The following is a 15,532-nucleotide window of genomic DNA, read 5'->3' on the forward strand; positions in this document are numbered from 1 at the left end:
CGCATCGCATAGAACCCGTTGCCCGCTGGATGCGACAAACGGCGGTCAGTTCGCATTCGAGGTCGCGGCCTGGACAGTCCCCCAACACCAGGAGCTTCCCGATGCTTTCCCGCGCCACCTATGTATCCGTCATCACCCTTGCCGCCGCCGCAGCCAGCCTTGCCACCGCCTCGGTCGCGCAGGCCGGGATGGTCGGCAATTCCAACTTCGCCGGCTCGAAAACCGTAATCCACCACCCGATCCCGACGCCGCCCCGCGTTCAGACGCCGTTGCCGATGATCAAATCGAATCTCAAGCTGGATTGCCGTGCACACCGCGATCGGGACGCGGCGGGCAACGTCTTTGCTTCCTACCGTTGCCGCTAGGCGTCCCAGGACGACAAACACCCAAAAACCAGGAGCTACCCCGATGTTTTCCCGCACCGCCTATGTATCCATGATCACCCTTGCCACTGCCGTCGCCGCCATTGCTTCCGTGTCCGTCGCGCAGGCCGGGATGGTCGGCAATTCCAACTTCGCCGGCTCGAAAACCGTGATCCACCACCCGATCCCGACACCGCCCCGCGTTCAGCCGACGCGGCCGATGATCCAATCGAATATCAAGCTGCATTGCCATAAATACGTCGCTCGGGACCCGAAGACGGGCCAACCCTCTATGGCCACCACTTGCCACTAGGCAACCCAGGACGACAGACGACATGGAACGATCAAGCTCCATGTCGTCGCCGGCCCGTCGTGACGAAGGTCAAAAGTTGCACTTCGCCGCGTTGACGACCTTGATGCCGCCGGTCTTGGGATCGAACTTGGCCTGCTTGCCGACGACGCAACCCTTGCCGTCGAGCTTGCCGTCATCGAACAGTTTCTTGCCGTTCGAATCGTAGATCGCCATGCGGTGCTTGCCCCTTGCGTAAGCGCCCGAGGAAGCGGTGAGCGCGACGGCGACGGCAGCGGTGAAAATGAGAGCTGAGCGGAACATTGGTGTAGACCTTTCGTGTTGAAATCTCCCCATCGGAGACAGCGCAAACGTAAGGTGCTCTGTCGCTTCGCACTGTGCGTGGAGTCACATCGGGTGCGTGTGTGTGTGTTTCGTCGGCAATTTCTGATTCGATTTTGAATATCCGCCTACGCTCTTCGAGCTACGGCGTGACGTGTCCGCGTCGTCGCCGCTCATCGTCGTCCCGGCGAAGGCCGGGACCCATAACCACCGGCGATAGTTGTTTTTGCGTGCAGGTCGTTATCTTCCCTTTTCAACAATAAGGGCCGCGGCGTATGGGTCCCGGCCTTCGCCGGGACGACGTGGATATGTGTTCGCGATCTCGCGGCGCATTGCGTCCGAGCTTTGTCAGAAAACCTTGCCCCCAGAATTAAGAGGGCGCAGGGAAGACCGGGTGCGCGCTGCACCCGCGGTCCCGTGTGCGATTGCACAGAAAAGGCTGCACACGAGCATACAGGGCAGCGGAGAACACCCGGCCTTCCCTGCGCAATGGCTTTACGGCTTATGCCGTGCTCTCCCCGGAGACGAGTTCTTGGTTGACTCCGTCGCTGCCGTTCGGCTCTCGCCTACCCGACAGCTTGACGCCTGCAACGGGCGCCAGGACCACACGGTTTTGCCGTACGCTTATCCACGCCGTCGTCGAGGCGTAAACCAGCGTCCACCGCAACCCATCCAACGTCCGTGACGACGGCCGACGCCCTCTGAGTGGGACGGGATGACTCATCATATAAACTGATTTGTGTTCTGGTAAACAGAAATCTTTTTTATTTTGGGGCTTGACACGTTTTCTGCAAATCAGAACTGATTTGCCCGTCGTGCCGATTTGTCGCATCTCCCTCCTTCGTCATTCCCCGATGCGCAATTGCGCATCGGGGAATGACGGAGAAAGCAGCTCGCCTGCTCCCTGGCCGCCTGTTCCCCAGGGAACAGCGCCGGCCGGCGGACCCTGCGATGTTCTCCGTCACAGGCAAGCCCATTCCGGGCGGCCGGCACAGAGGGAACACGACGATGATCTATCCTTGGAAGCCTTTCAACAAGCTGGATTACGCCGAACAGCAATCCGAACTGACCCAGGACGATGCGCGCGACGGTTTTCAGAACCTGGGCAGCGGCAACAACTTTCACTTCCAGCTGACGGGGACTGCCCCCAAGCTCGTCAACGGCCAGGGCGGCAACGACACCATCATCCTGGACGGCAACTCCGCCGACACGGTGTTCGGCGGCTCCGGCAACGACACGATCGACGGCGGCGCGGGCAACGACACGCTCAAGGGCCAGGCGGGCGAGGACCACATCTTCGGCGGCGCCGGCGCGGACAACATCAGCGGCGGCAGCGACAACGACTATCTGGTCGGCGACAATGACGCGGTTGCGTCCAACCTGCACGGCATCGACACGATGTACGGCGGCAGCGGCGAAGACACGCTCTACGGCGGCGGCAAGGCCGACGTGATGTCAGGCGGCACGGGCAACGACAATTTCGTCTACTTCGTCGGCCTCGGCACTGAGAACGAGAGCGCGGTCGGCGCCGCGGACCGGATCACCGACTTCCAGGTGGGCGACAAGATCGACGTGTCCTTCATGGACGCCGACGGCAATTCCGCCAACGGCAACAGCACCTTCACCTTCTCGTCCAGCGGCGCGACCACCCAGGCCGGCAAGTTCTGGTTCGAGACCCACGACGACGGCCAGCACGTGTTCTTCAACATCAACGGCGGCGCGGCCGACATGGAGATCATCTCGACGAACAGCCACCAGTTCACGACGGCGGACTTTATTCTGTGAGGTGAGGTCGTTCGGCACGGTGAGTGCTGGATGCGGAGGCATGGACCGCCAGCTTTTACGGGCTGGCGGTCTAGGCTTGGAGTATGCAGCTGACCGATGGGCGCGGTGCTGTTATTTCGCTCGTCGGAAAAAATAATGCAGTTTAGAATGCTGGCGTCGAAAACGCTGCAAGATATATCCGGACGACCACAGCGATGTGTGAGCCATGTTGATGACAAAACGCAAGCCGGCGACGATTGGCGAAATTCTGGTCGAGGAATTCATGAAGCCGATCGGCCTGACGCAAGGCGCGCTGGCTGAAGCCATGGGCGTGCAACGCAAGCACGTCAACGAGCTGTGCAACGATCGTCGCAATGTGACCGCAGCGACCGCCCTCATTCTCGCCCGCGTGTTCGGCAACAGCGCGGATTTCTGGCTTAACGTGCAGCGGCGAAGCGATCTGTGGGAAGCGATGCATTCACCACTGGAACGCAAGCGGATTGAACGAGCGCGACCTCTGACGAAAGCGGCGTGAGCTGTGCCGTTAGCCTACCCCTACCCCAGCCCCGCCCTTCTAAACCCCTCCAGATAATGCTCCCTTTCCACCTCATGCTCATACGGCATTTCGGTGGATAGCCACGCCAGCGAGATGTTGGGTTGGACGTTGCGCAGCCCCTCCAGCGCGGCGGCGGCGGCCTTGACGTGGCCGGACATGCCCAAGGAGGCCGTCAGCACGCGGTGGGCGCCGACGAAATCGGGGCGCTGGCGCAGCGATTCGCGGGAGAGGCGGATCGCCTCCTCGTAGTTGCGGCCGACATACTGGCAATAGGCGGCGACGCCGCAATAGATGCCGGCAAAGGGATCGCGCGGGGAAAAGCGCAGCGCCTGCCGGGCGGCGGCGTCGCCGTCCTCCCAGCGCCCGCGATAGGACAGCGCCACGCCATAGATGCCGCGCGCCGGCGAAAAATTCGGATTGAGCCGCAGCGCCAGCTCGAACTCGGCGATGCAATCGTCAAAGCGGCGGTTGAACAGATAGACACTCGCCAGCGCATAGTGCGCCCACGCATCCTCACTGTCGGCGCGGATCGCCGCCAGGGCGGCGCGTTCCGCCGCCCGCACCGCCGTCGGCATGTCCTCCCAGCCCATATGGGCCGCAAACATATGGCAGGCCGCGAGCAGGCTGAGCGCCTGGCCGTAGCCGGGATCGACCGCGATGGCTTTTTCCAAGAGCGCCTGCGCCACCAGATTGTCCGATCGCGTCACCCGCCAGTAATGCGACAGCGCGCGCATCACCAGATCCCAGGCGTCCATATTATCAGGCGTCTTGCGCTGGCTGCGGAAATTCTCGGCGGCATAGAGCTGCGGCTCGATCGCGGCGACCACGGCCTGCGTGATCTCGTCCTGCACCGCGAACACGTCGGCGAGGTTGCGGTCGTAGCGCTCGGCCCACAGGTGACTGCCGGTGACGACGTCGTTGAGCTGCGCGGTGATGCGCACGTGATCGCCATCCTTGCGCACCGAGCCCTCGACGACGTAGCCGACGCCGAGCTCCTCGCCGATCTGCTTCAGATGCACCTGACGGCCGCGATAGACGAAAGAGGAGTTGCGGGCGATGACATAGAACCAGCGCAGCTTGGACAGCGCGGTGATGATATCCTCCGAAATGCCTTCGGAAAAATATTCCTGCTCGGGCTCGCCGGAGATGTTTGTGAACGGCAGCACGGCGATGGCGGGGCGGTCGAGCGGCGGCAGGGAGGCGGCGGCGGGTTCGGGCGGGCGTGGCGTTGGTGCGGAGGCAGGGGTCGCGCTTTGCGGCACAAGAGTGCCGCTGAGCGCGGGTCGCGGCGCAAGGGCGCCGCTGCTGACGTTCCCGACGAAGCGAAAACCTTTGCGCGCGATGGTGCGGATCAGCGCCTGGTCCTTGCCGCTATCGCCGATGGCGGTGCGCGCGGCGTTGATGCGGCTGGTCAACGTGGATTCGGAGACGATGCGGCCGTGCCAGATGCTCTCGATCAGATCGTCCTTGGTAACGACGTGGTCGCGGTGCTCGACCAGATAAGTGAGCAGATCGAACACCTGCGGCTCGACTGCGACATTTTGGCCGGCGCGGGTCAGTTCGCGCACAGCGGTGTCGAGCACATGGTTTGAAAACTGGAACTGCACGCTGCCATCCCCGAAAGCTTGTTGATTTGACGTACCAATTCGGTACGGGGGCGATTTAGCTTGCTCGGCTTCATCAGGGCCGTGCGCCACCTCACAGAAAAATCAGGGTGGCCTCAAGGCAAAATCCACCCTGGGTCAGAGTCTTTAGGTCCGCGGAAGGCGATGTTCGGTTCATCGCGGCCCACCCCGTGGCCGCATGACCCGGAGGAACCCCGCATGGCCACCCAAGCTGCCGCCACCGCCGCGACCACGACGCCCGTCCCCGCGCCTGCCCCGGATCTGGCCGCGCTCAAGACAAAACAGCAGGCGGCGTGGTCGTCAGGCAATTACGCCATCGTCGGTTCCACGCTGCAGATCGTCGGCGAGCAGCTGTGCGAGGCAATGGATCTCAAGGCCGGCGCCAAGGTGCTGGATGTAGCCGCCGGCAACGGCATGGCCTCACTCGCCGCCGCGCGCCGCTGGTGCGACGTCACCTCCACCGATTACGTGCCGGCGCTTCTGGAGCGCGGCCGGGCGCGCGCCAATGCCGAGGGCATGACGATGGAGTTTCGCGAGGCCGATGCGGAGAACCTCCCCTTCGACAACAACAGTTTTGAGGTCGTGCTGTCGACCTTCGGCGTGATGTTCACGCCGAACCAGGAAAAGGCGACGGGTGAATTGCTGCGCGTGTGCAAGCCGAAGGGCCAGATCGGCCTCGCCAACTGGACGCCGGACGGTTTCATCGGCCAAGTATTCAAGACGCTCGGCAAGCACCTGCCGCCGCCCGCAGGCGCGAAATCGCCGGCGATGTGGGGCACCCGCGCGCGGCTCACCGAAATGTTCGACGCCGGCGCCGCCTCGATCAAGGCCGAGTCGCGGCTGTTCAATTTCCGCTACCGCTCGGCCGAGCATTTCCTCGACGTGTTCAAGACGTTCTACGGCCCGGTGCTCAAGGCGTTTGCCGCGCTCGAACCGGCCAAGCAGGAAGAGCTGCACAATGATCTGCACGCGCTGATCGTGCGCATGAACCGCGCCACCAACGGCAGCATGGTGGTGCCGAGCGAATATCTCGAAGTGGTGATTACGAAGCGATGACGATTCACTTCCACACACCCCCAACGTCGTCATGCCCGGGCTTGTCCCGGGCATCCGCGCCTTTGCTTTTCGTAAGCGAGGAAGACGTGGATGGCCGGGTCAAGCCCGGCCATGACGAGGAGAAAGTCATTTCTGAGAACACACAGGATGAGTTCGATGAATATTTTGACTCCAATATCTTCACGCAAAAGCGCCACCGCCTGCGTCGTCGCGCTGCATTGCTCGCTCGGTTCGGGACGCCAATGGGCCAAGCTCGGCGTCGAATTTGGGCTCGGCACAAAGCTGATCGCGCCGGATCTGATCGGCTATGGCAATAGTGCCGTTACCTTCGACCTGCCGCTGACGCTGGCGCAGGAAGTCGAATGCCTGCGCGCGACGCTCGATCAGGCCAACGGCCCGATCCATCTGGTCGGCCATTCCTATGGCGGCGCCATCGCGTTCAAGATCGCGACCGATCCGGCGTATGAGCATCGCATCCAGAGCCTCGCGCTGATCGAGCCGGTACTGCCGACGCTGCTGCGTAAAAGCGCGCCGGACCGGCGGCTGCACGACCAGTTCGAAGGTGTCGCCGCCGAGGTGCGTCAGGACATCTGGAACGGGTCAGTGCTGGAGGCGATCGACAAGTTCAGCGAATTCTGGTGCGGCTCCGGCCCGCGCGAGGAGCTGCCTGTGGCCGCGCGCATCCGCATGATCGAACATGCCGAACGGCTGCCGTTCGATTTCGCCGCCGCCTTCGCCGAAGAGAACGTCACGATGGCGGCGGCGGCGTTGCGCCTGCCGACGCTGCTGTTGTCCGGCGGGCAATCGCCGAACCTGACCCAGCGCATCGTCCGCCGGCTGGCCGCGGTCATCGACGGCGCCGAACTGCGCCATCTGCCGGATGCCGGGCATATGCTTGCCATGACCCATGCCGCCATCATCAACCCCGTGATCGCGGCCCACATCGTCCGCGCCGATGAACTCGCCGGCGTGTCGCTGGCGGCCGGCCAGCCGGTGGCGAAGCTGGTCAGCCTGGCAGGCGGTTGAGCGGCGGTTTGGGTCTTCTTGCCGCTTGGCGCGCCGGTCGGGCATCTGGTATCCATTTCTAGTATCTATGGGCCCGAAACTGGAAATGAAACGCCGATGATCACCGTGCGCGACCTCAAGCTGCCTGCCCTGATGCTTGCGGGGGCACTCAGCCTGGCCGCGCCGCAGGCGTTCGCCGCCGACGAGGAAACAGCGCCCAAGGGCGCGGCGGTGACCGTGTTCAAGGCCGCAAAATCCTGCTTCGGCAACAATGTCGAGGTGTCCGGCACCATTATCGCGCGCGAGGAAACCCAGGTGCGGCCCGAGCGCATGGGGCTGAAGGTGGCCGAAGTGCTGGTCGATGCCGGCGATACCGTCACCGCGGGCCAGACGCTGGCCCGGCTGACGCTGCCGGAAGGCGGCACGGTGCTGGTGCAGGCGCCCGTCGCCGGGCTGGTTTCGGCCTCGACCGCCGCGGTCGGCGCGATGGCGTCCGGCAAGGGCGAGGCGCTGTTCTCGATCATCGCTCGCAGCGAATTCGACCTCGTCGGGCTGGTGCCGACCCGCGACATCGCAAAGCTTCAGATCAACCAAAGCGCGCGGATCAAGGTGATCGGCGCCGGCGAAGTCGATGGCAGGGTGCGGCGGCTGTCGACCACGGTCGAGCCCAACAGCCAGCTCGCCCAGGTGTTCATCGCCGTCACCACCAACCGGCGGCTTCTGGTCAATTCATCCGGGCGGGCGCAGATCAAGACCGGCCAGAGCTGCGGCATCTCGGTGCCGCTGACCGCGATCCTCTATGGCAATGCCGGCACCGTGGTGCAGGTGGTAAAACGCCAGCGCGTCGAGACGCGGCGGGTGGAAACCGGGTTGATGTCACAGGGCCAGGTCGAGATCCGCGAGGGCATCGTCGAAGGCGATATCGTGGTGGCCCGCGCGGGCGCCCTGCTGCGCGAAGGCGATCCGGTGCGCCCGGTGATGGTGGCCGCGGACGCGAAGTAGCCGCACGCACGAAAATGCCCGGGACAAGCCCGGGCATGACGACACTTAGACAATTATTTTAGCTTGCTTACCCGCCGATGCTGACGTCTTCGAGCAGCGAGGACGACACCGAGGGAACCTGCTCGCCTTCGCTGGCGCGGGAGATCGTCACGCGCGTTTTGTTGAAGGCGGTTTCGGCGCCGGCCTGTGCGGCGAGGTTGTTCAGCAGCTCGGACATCAGCACGCTGTACTGGCCCTTGGAATCGTCGGCCACCTTGCCCGGCGTCGCCGAAGACAGGATCAGCGCATTTTCGGGCGCCGAGATCGGCGCCAGGCCGTGGGAGTAGGAACGGAAACGGCGCTCATAGGGGTTGCGGCGGGAGGCGTCGACCACGACGAGTTTGACCTTGGCGCCCTGCGCCTTCATCGCGTCGAGCACGGCCTCGATGCTGACGCCGTCGCGGCGGACATCGGCTTCCTTCCAGATCGCGGCATCGACCGGGATCATGTAGCTCTGGCGGCCGACCTGGACGCCGTAGCCGCCGAAGAACAGCATCACCACGCTGTCGGGCTTGATCTTGGACTTGAGCCGGCCGATGGCGCGGGCCATGTCGTCCTTGGTGGCGTCTTCCACCACGTCGACGTCAAAGCCCTTGCCGCGCAACGCCGCGGTCAGGCCGCGGGCGTCATTGATCGGCTGCGCCAGCGGCGCAGAGGCGTCGGGATAGTGGCCGTTGCCGATGACCAGTGCGACGCGGGAAGTCTTGGTGGCGACGTCGGAATTCTGTTCGGTCGCGATCGCCTTGGCGGCATCGAGCGAACGCTTGTTGAGCGCAGCATGGGCGCCGATCGCCAGCGACACCAGACCGACCAAAGCGGCGGCCACGGTGACCGTGCGGCGAGAGATGCTAGGCTTACCGTCCATCATTCAATTCCCAATCGTTGACCAGGGCGCGCCAGTTAGTCGCGCCAGTGCCGTTTAGGTTTGAGGGGTTGCGAATTGGTGTGCCGTCGAATTATGGCAATTTGCGGCACCGCAACAAAGAAACCCTTAACCCGCACGGCCATTGCGGGCAACCTCCTTTGGCGCATGACGTTCCCCAGAAGAATGATGGTGCCAAATCGGGACATTTTCTGTGACATCGGTCACATTTGTATTTCCCGCTGATTTGTATCATTTTCAATGGCTTGCAGGCCGGCGGTAGATTCGACGGCCCTCGGTTCACGGTTCCGGCGAAAAGAGACTGCATGGGCTTTCAATATTTCGCCGGCGCCGCCTACCGCGCGCTGACCGCTCGCAAGGACGGGCCGTCGCTGTATGACGTCTGCGACCCCCTGCTGCTGAACTATGCCGGTGGCGACCCCCATCTCGGAAAATTCTATCGGACCGCGCTTGGCAACCCGGCGCTGCGCCCGCTGCTGCGCCGTACCGGGTTGCCGCAACTGCGCGACGAAGGCCGCCTGCAGTCGCTGCGCCAGGCGCTGACCCGCGCCCGCGACAACGACGCGCCGGACTGGGAAGCGGTCGGTCAACCCATCGCCGAGCTGATGGCGACGATTGATGTCCGCCACCCAAAGCCGGCGCCGGCCGTGGCGCCGGCGAAAGCGCCTGACCTCGCCGAGATCGAGCGCGTGATCCGGACCTGCGGCTCGCATCTGCTGCGCTCGTTTGCCGGCAACGGCTTCATCCCGACCTATGCCGCGTTCAACCTGCTCGGCGATGCCGACATGGGCGGGCGCGAAATGCTGATGGCGCTGACCGGGCTCAATTCGCGCGGCTACAAGAACTCGACCCTGCTGTTCAGCCTGGCGCGGATCTTCATCGCGCATTCGCCGGCCCGCGCGCTGATCAACCCGCCCTGGACCGGCATCGCCGAGCCGATGTGGGAGCCGATGCAGATCCGCCATCGCTCCGCCTATTACGACGCCTTCTTCACCGAGGCGCTGCTGAGCTTCGTCGAAACCGGCCTGGCCTCTGTGGACCAGACGGCGGCGTCGCGCCGCGCCATCTCAGAGATGGTCGATTTTTGCCTCGCCACCAGCGCCGAGGAAGTGCCCTCGCATGACGGCTCCACCGTGCGCGTCATCACCGCACTGGCGCCGCTGCCGCATCCGCGCTTTTCAAAGTTCTTTTCCCAGATCAAGCAGGATCTCGGCTTCGGCATCTACGTGCCGGACTGCGACACCACGGCCTGCTCGTTCTCGGCGGCGACGCAGGCCGGCTCGACCGATCCGATCCTCGACCAGCCGCTTTTGGATTTCTACGCCGGCTATCAGGTCCGCAGCGGCGCCAACGAGCCGCGCGTGACGGTGCCGCTGAACGACAATGTCGAGTACGAGGGCGGCGTCGTCACCTGGATCGACAACCTCGCCGGCGACCGGCCCTACGGCAACGACCTCGACCCCACGCTCAATCTCGACATCCTCGAGGTCAGCTTCCGCAACCTTGCGCGCTGGAAGATCATCGAGACGCCGTCACGGCTGGAGACGGTTCACCGCATCATCGGCTTCCAGAAGCGGCTGGTGGAAAGCGGCGCGTTCACCAATCCGCGCTCGCATATCTATTATCTGCCGGAGCTGTATTGCGCCTATTTCGGCCGCTGCTATGCGGCCTTCATCGCGCTGCCGCCGGCGGCGCGGCTGGCGATCGATCCCGAAAACACCTTCGACTTCATCCGCGGCCGCGTGCTGGCCTATGTCGAGGGCGAGTTGATCACCCACGAGATGAACGCCTTCGACGCGGCGCTGGCCCTGATGGCGCTGGCGCATCTCGGCGCTGACGCTTCGAGCTTTGCACCTGCTCTGCATTGCATCGTCGCCGGTGTCGGCGAAGGCGGCCGGCACGGTCCCTACAAGGCCTATGAGTGGAACAAGATGAAGACCCCGACGCGCATCCTGGTCGGCGGCCCCGAGGTGACCTCGGCTTTCGTGCTGATGGGGCTGGCGCTGGCACGGGGTGTTATGATGCGGGGTGGAAGGGGCTAAGATTACCCTCCCCTGGAGGGGGAGGGTCGACGCGAATGAAATTCGCGGCGGGGTGGGGTGAAAGTCTTTCGTCTCGAACAGTACCCGTGTTGAGAGATCACCCCACCCTGTCTCACATTTCGCTTCGCTCAACGTGAGCCGACCCTCCCCCTCCAGGGGAGGGTAAGAAGAAGCGCCTCCTTCTGACGGGAAGTTGAAAGCCATGCGGTCCCAGAGCACTGGCAAGCCGGCCTCAATGTCCGCACAATCCGCGCAATGATTGTGCACATTTCCGCGCCGGGATTGCCCATGAAGTCTAAGATTTGGAAGTCCAGGATCTGGAATTCGAAGATTTGGCTTTGTGCCGTCTTGACGTTGTTGCTGCCGGCGATGGCGCACGCCGCCGACATCACCGGCGTCCCGAAAATCCGCCAAGGCGACCAGCTCCAGATCGGCAATACCCGCATTCGGCTCGGCGGCATCGACGCGCCGGCGGTGGACCAGCTCTGCCTCAACAACAAGGGCGAACGCTGGACCTGCGGCGTCGCGGCGCGTGACGAACTGATCAAGCATTTCGGCAACAAGAGCTGGACCTGCCGTACCCGCAGCGTCGATCGCCGCGGCCGCATTGTGGCGCGATGCGAGGTCGGCGGCGAGGACGTCCAGAAATGGATGGTCGCCAACGGCTGGGCGCTGGCGTTCACTCGTATTTCCCACGACTATGAGGCGGATGAAAAGGCCGCGCGCGAGGCCAAGGCCGGCATGTGGCAGGGCGCCTTCATCGCGCCGTGGGACTGGCGCGCCCGCAACAAGAAGACCGCCATTCTCGGCGCCGCCAAACCGCCCGAGAACGCCAGCACCATCCTGCAGGCATCCGCCTCCGGCTCGGTCGCGCCATCGCCCGACTGCACCATCAAGGGCAACGTCAACCGCTCGGGCGAGTGCATTTTCCACCAGCCCACCAGCCGCTGGTACGCGAAGATCGAGATGAAGATCAGCAAGGGCACGCGCTGGTTCTGCTCGGTCGAAGAGGCCGAAGCCGCGGGCTGCCGCGAGACCAAACGTTAGCGGTGCCCGGCACCCAACCCAGTAGCCCGCCACCCCGACAGCATCGCGGCGGGCTGCGCCGTGCGATCACGCTGACCCTGTTCATCCTTTGCGGCTATGGCCTGCTCGCCTATCTGATCCTGCCCGGGCTGTGGACGCATTACGAGCACCAGAAAGGGCTTGCCGATTTGCCGATGGTGACGCGCACGGGACAAGGCATTCCCGGCGATCCCATGAATGTCGGCCTGATCGGCGACATCAGCGACGTGGTCTGCGCGATGCATCAGGCCGGCTGGTATCCGGCCGATCCGATCACGCTGAAATCATCGATCGAGATCGTAGGCTCCGTGCTGCTCGACCGCCCCTACAAAGATGCGCCGGTCAGCAATCTCTATTATCAGGAACGCCGCGAGGATCTGGCTTACGAAAAGCCGATCGGCGCCAGCGCCGATCGCCGCAACCACGTGCGCTACTGGAAGGTGCTGGACCATGGCGAGGAAAAACGCCCGGTGTGGCTCGGCGCGGCGACGCAAGATCGCGGCGTCGGCGTCAGCAGATATACCGGCGCGGTGACGCATCACATCAGCGCCGATCTCGACGCCGAGCGCGCGCGGCTCAGCGCCGACCTCGCAAATGCCGGAATGGTGACCGCGAAATATCAGGTGACCGGGATCGGGCCGACGATTGCGGGCTACAATGGTGGCGGCGACCTCTATTATACCGACGGCGAGATCTGGGTGCTGCGGCTGGTCGAGGCATGCCGGAAGCGCGACGGCCCCGCGGTGACGATCCCGAGCCCACCGGCGACCGAGCTGAAGGATCAGATCTGGCATGCGATCGCGGGGGCAATGGGAAAATAAGCTGCCATTTGCCGCCATTGCCCGCGACAAACTCGGAGCAATTGCGCAAGGGAGCAACGCCAGGAAGCGATCAAGTCTTTTTGCGGCTCTGGATTGCTTCGCTGCGCTCGCAATGACGGTTTCAATCGATTATTGTCATGCTCCAGTCCTACCAAACCTCGGGCGCCTTGATTCCGCGTTCCGCCGATAAGGAATAAGAAAAATGACCGTTCGCGCGGGCCGGGAATTTCTGGCCATCCCCGGACCCACCACCATGCCCGACGAAGTGCTTCAGGCGATGCATCGTCCGGCGCTCGATATCTATTCCAAAGAGATGCTGGACCTGACGCACAGCCTGCTCGGCGATCTCTCCAAGCTGTTCGCGACCAAGGGCCACTCCTACATCTACATCGCCAATGGCCATGGCGCGTGGGAAGCGACGCTCTCCAACGTACTGTCGCGGGGCGACAAGGTGCTGGTGCTGGAAAGCGGCCGCTTCGCGATCGGCTGGGGCAATGCCGCGGCCGCGATGGGCGCTGAGGTCGAGGTGCTGAAAGGCGACTGGCGGCGCGCGATCCGCCCGGCCGAAGTCGAGGCGCGCCTCAAGTTGGACAAGGAGCACAAGATCAAGGCCATCGTCGCCGTGCAGATCGATACCGCTTCGGGCGCCCATAACGACGTCGAAGCGATCGGCAAGGCGATCAAGGCGTCGGGTCATCCCGCGCTGTTCATGGTCGACACGGTTGCCTCGCTCGGCTGCGTACCATTCGAGATGGACGCCTGGGGCATCGATGTCGCGATGTCCGGTTCGCAGAAGGGCCTGATGACTCCTCCGGGCCTCGGCTTCGTCGCCGCCAACGATCGCGCTCGCGAGGTGCACAAGAAGGCAAACCTGCGCACGCCCTATTGGGACTGGACCGAGCGCGAAGGCAGCGAGCATTACCGCAAATATGCCGGCACCGCGCCGGTGCATCTCTTGTTCGCGCTGCGCAAGGCGATCGATATGCTCCACGCCGAAGGCCTGGAAAATGCCTTCCTGCGCCACCGGCTGCTCGCCGAAGCGGTTCGCCGCGCGGTCGCGGTCTGGGCCGAGGGCCAGGTCATCGGCTTCAACATCGCGGAAGCAAACGAGCGCTCCAACACCGTGACGACGGTGACGGTGAACGGCCATGATCCCGCCGCGCTGCAGCGCTATTGCAAGGAAAAATGCGGCGTGGTGCTTGGGACCGGCATCGGCGACCTCTCCGGCCAGGCATTCCGGATCGCGCATATGGGCCACGTCAACGCGCCGATGATCCTGGGCACGCTCGGCGTCATCGAAGTCGGACTCAACGCCCTCAACATCCCGCACGGCAAGGGCGGAACCGAAGCCGCGATCGAATGGCTCGGCGAAAGCGTGAGCGCGACAGCCTAATCACGGTTTCTGCGCGCTCGACGCCGTCTCTCTCACAATGTGAGAGAGATTCGAGGCGATGCGCTTCATTCAATCCAACTAACTTCCGACGCGGAGGCTTTCCCGCGCGTCATATTTAGTGCTTATACTGTATGCCAGAGAAAGCCGGGCGCAGACTCCGGTGCAAGAAACGTTGGAGGATTCCGATTGGCGTCCGTCGAATTGCGCGGCCTGACCAAGCGATTTGGATCGCTCGCGGTGGTCGATAACGTCTCGCTGCGGATCGATCATGGTCAGCTGGTTTGCCTGCTCGGACCATCGGGTTGCGGCAAGACCACCACGCTGCGGCTCATCGCGGGCTTTCTAGAACCCTCCGACGGCGAGATCCATGTCGGCGACCGGCTGGTGTCGTCGACGGCGCGGACGCTGCCGCCCGAACAGCGCAAGATGTCGATGATCTTCCAGAGCTACGCGCTGTGGCCGCATATGACGGTGACCGAGAATATCGTCTATGGACTGCGCCTGCGCAAACTGGATCGCGATATCATCGCAAAGAAACTCGCCGCGATCCTGGCGACGACGAAACTCGAAGCGCTGGCGCAGCGTTACCCCGGCGAACTCTCCGGCGGCCAGCAGCAGCGCGTGGCGCTGGCGCGCGCGCTGATCGTGGAGCCGGAAACGCTGCTGCTCGACGAGCCTTTGTCGAATCTCGACGCCAATCTGCGCGAAGAGATGCGGTTCGAGATCCGCCGGCTGCATGACGAATATCGCTACACCACGATCTACGTCACCCATGACCAATCGGAGGCGATGACCACGGCCGACATGATCGCGGTCATGAACGGCGGCAGGATCGACCAGCTCGGCACGCCCGAGGACATATATGCGCGTCCCGAATCCGAATTCGTCGCGCGCTTCATCGGCGCCAGCAACGTGATCAAAGGCACGGCGCGCGATGGCAATCATGTCGCGTTCGCGGGCGCGACCTTGCAGGTGGTCGGCGCGCCGCTCACGTCAGGCCAGAGCGCGCCGGTCGCAATCCGTCAGCACGATATCCAGCTTTCGACGCAGACGCCGGCGGCGCCGCTAAATGCGATCAAGGCCACGGTCACGCGGCAGGTCTATCTCGGCGTGGCACGCGACTACATGGTGGAGGTGGCCGACGGCACCTCGCTGCGCGTCACCACGCCGACCGCGAACAATGTCGCCAAGGGAACCGAAGTCTGGCTCACCCTGCCGCCCGACCGCTGCCGGGCGCTCAGCCGATAAAGAGCCATCAGCCGACAAAGAACAAGAAGCGGAGGATGCA

Annotated in this window: 15 protein-coding genes; 12 read left to right on the forward strand and 3 right to left on the reverse strand. The window is 63.7% G+C overall.

The window, feature by feature from the left end; genetic code table 11:
• The first annotated feature begins 101 nt into the window (after positions 1-101).
• Together JQ600_RS32055 and JQ600_RS32060 are read left to right on the forward strand one after the other, a co-directional pair.
• A complete protein-coding gene (locus tag JQ600_RS32055) occupies positions 102-365 on the forward strand; it encodes a hypothetical protein (RefSeq protein WP_212391314.1) in 264 nt (87 codons plus the stop codon).
• Positions 366-408: 43 nt separating this feature from the next.
• Entirely contained in the window at positions 409-675 is a 267-nt protein-coding gene (locus JQ600_RS32060; protein ID WP_212391316.1) for a hypothetical protein, read from the forward strand.
• A gap of 69 nt (positions 676-744) precedes the next feature.
• Here JQ600_RS32060 and JQ600_RS32065 read toward each other — a convergent pair whose 3' ends face one another.
• Positions 745-975: a hypothetical protein gene (locus tag JQ600_RS32065; RefSeq protein WP_212391318.1), complete on the reverse strand. Its 231-nt coding sequence runs from the start codon at positions 973-975 to the stop codon at positions 745-747.
• A 1,026-nt stretch (positions 976-2,001) separates the two neighbouring features.
• Between JQ600_RS32065 and JQ600_RS32070 the strand changes: the two genes are divergently transcribed.
• Positions 2,002-2,778, forward strand: coding sequence for a calcium-binding protein (locus JQ600_RS32070; RefSeq protein ID WP_212391320.1), 777 nt, complete (start codon positions 2,002-2,004; stop codon positions 2,776-2,778).
• A gap of 205 nt (positions 2,779-2,983) precedes the next feature.
• Complete coding sequence (locus tag JQ600_RS32075; protein ID WP_212391322.1) at positions 2,984-3,292, forward strand: HigA family addiction module antitoxin; 309 nt, start codon at positions 2,984-2,986, stop codon at positions 3,290-3,292.
• 20 nt (positions 3,293-3,312) lie between these two features.
• On the opposite strand, the gene JQ600_RS32080 is transcribed toward JQ600_RS32075, so the two are convergent.
• On the reverse strand, positions 3,313-4,920 hold the full coding sequence (locus JQ600_RS32080) for a winged helix-turn-helix domain-containing tetratricopeptide repeat protein (protein ID WP_212490298.1): 1,608 nt from the start codon (positions 4,918-4,920) through the stop codon (positions 3,313-3,315).
• Between the two features lie 216 nt (positions 4,921-5,136).
• Between JQ600_RS32080 and JQ600_RS32085 the strand changes: the two genes are divergently transcribed.
• The 3 genes from JQ600_RS32085 to JQ600_RS32095 all read left to right on the forward strand — a co-directional run bounded on the left by JQ600_RS32085 (position 5,137) and on the right by JQ600_RS32095 (position 8,001).
• On the forward strand, positions 5,137-5,994 hold the full coding sequence (locus JQ600_RS32085) for a class I SAM-dependent methyltransferase (protein WP_212391326.1): 858 nt from the start codon (positions 5,137-5,139) through the stop codon (positions 5,992-5,994).
• A gap of 156 nt (positions 5,995-6,150) precedes the next feature.
• The gene (locus JQ600_RS32090) at positions 6,151-7,020 is read left to right on the forward strand and encodes an alpha/beta fold hydrolase (protein WP_212490299.1); all 870 of its coding nucleotides are present in this window, start codon (positions 6,151-6,153) and stop codon (positions 7,018-7,020) included.
• Between the two features lie 96 nt (positions 7,021-7,116).
• Positions 7,117-8,001 carry an efflux RND transporter periplasmic adaptor subunit gene (locus tag JQ600_RS32095; RefSeq protein ID WP_212391329.1) on the forward strand — a complete coding sequence of 295 codons (885 nt, stop codon included), beginning with the start codon at positions 7,117-7,119 and terminating at the stop codon, positions 7,999-8,001.
• A 67-nt stretch (positions 8,002-8,068) separates the two neighbouring features.
• On the opposite strand, the gene JQ600_RS32100 is transcribed toward JQ600_RS32095, so the two are convergent.
• Entirely contained in the window at positions 8,069-8,905 is an 837-nt protein-coding gene (locus tag JQ600_RS32100) for a caspase domain-containing protein (RefSeq protein ID WP_409410691.1), read from the reverse strand.
• Between the two features lie 323 nt (positions 8,906-9,228).
• Between JQ600_RS32100 and JQ600_RS32105 the strand changes: the two genes are divergently transcribed.
• The 5 genes from JQ600_RS32105 to JQ600_RS32125 all read left to right on the forward strand — a co-directional run bounded on the left by JQ600_RS32105 (position 9,229) and on the right by JQ600_RS32125 (position 15,492).
• Positions 9,229-10,965 (forward strand): hypothetical protein, encoded by a 1,737-nt coding sequence (locus JQ600_RS32105; RefSeq protein ID WP_212269036.1) that lies wholly within the window; start codon positions 9,229-9,231, stop codon positions 10,963-10,965.
• A gap of 369 nt (positions 10,966-11,334) precedes the next feature.
• Positions 11,335-12,012 (forward strand): thermonuclease family protein, encoded by a 678-nt coding sequence (locus JQ600_RS32110; protein WP_249133659.1) that lies wholly within the window; start codon positions 11,335-11,337, stop codon positions 12,010-12,012.
• Between the two features lie 2 nt (positions 12,013-12,014).
• Complete coding sequence (locus JQ600_RS32115) at positions 12,015-12,851, forward strand: LssY C-terminal domain-containing protein (protein WP_312011098.1); 837 nt, start codon at positions 12,015-12,017, stop codon at positions 12,849-12,851.
• A 202-nt stretch (positions 12,852-13,053) separates the two neighbouring features.
• Entirely contained in the window at positions 13,054-14,244 is a 1,191-nt protein-coding gene (locus JQ600_RS32120) for an alanine--glyoxylate aminotransferase family protein (RefSeq protein ID WP_212269038.1), read from the forward strand.
• A 186-nt stretch (positions 14,245-14,430) separates the two neighbouring features.
• Complete coding sequence (locus JQ600_RS32125; RefSeq protein ID WP_212269039.1) at positions 14,431-15,492, forward strand: ABC transporter ATP-binding protein; 1,062 nt, start codon at positions 14,431-14,433, stop codon at positions 15,490-15,492.
• Positions 15,493-15,532: the final 40 nt, after the last annotated feature.

The organism is Bradyrhizobium sp. AUGA SZCCT0176 (assembly GCF_018130145.1).
Taxonomy (GTDB): Bacteria; Pseudomonadota; Alphaproteobacteria; order Rhizobiales; family Xanthobacteraceae; genus Bradyrhizobium.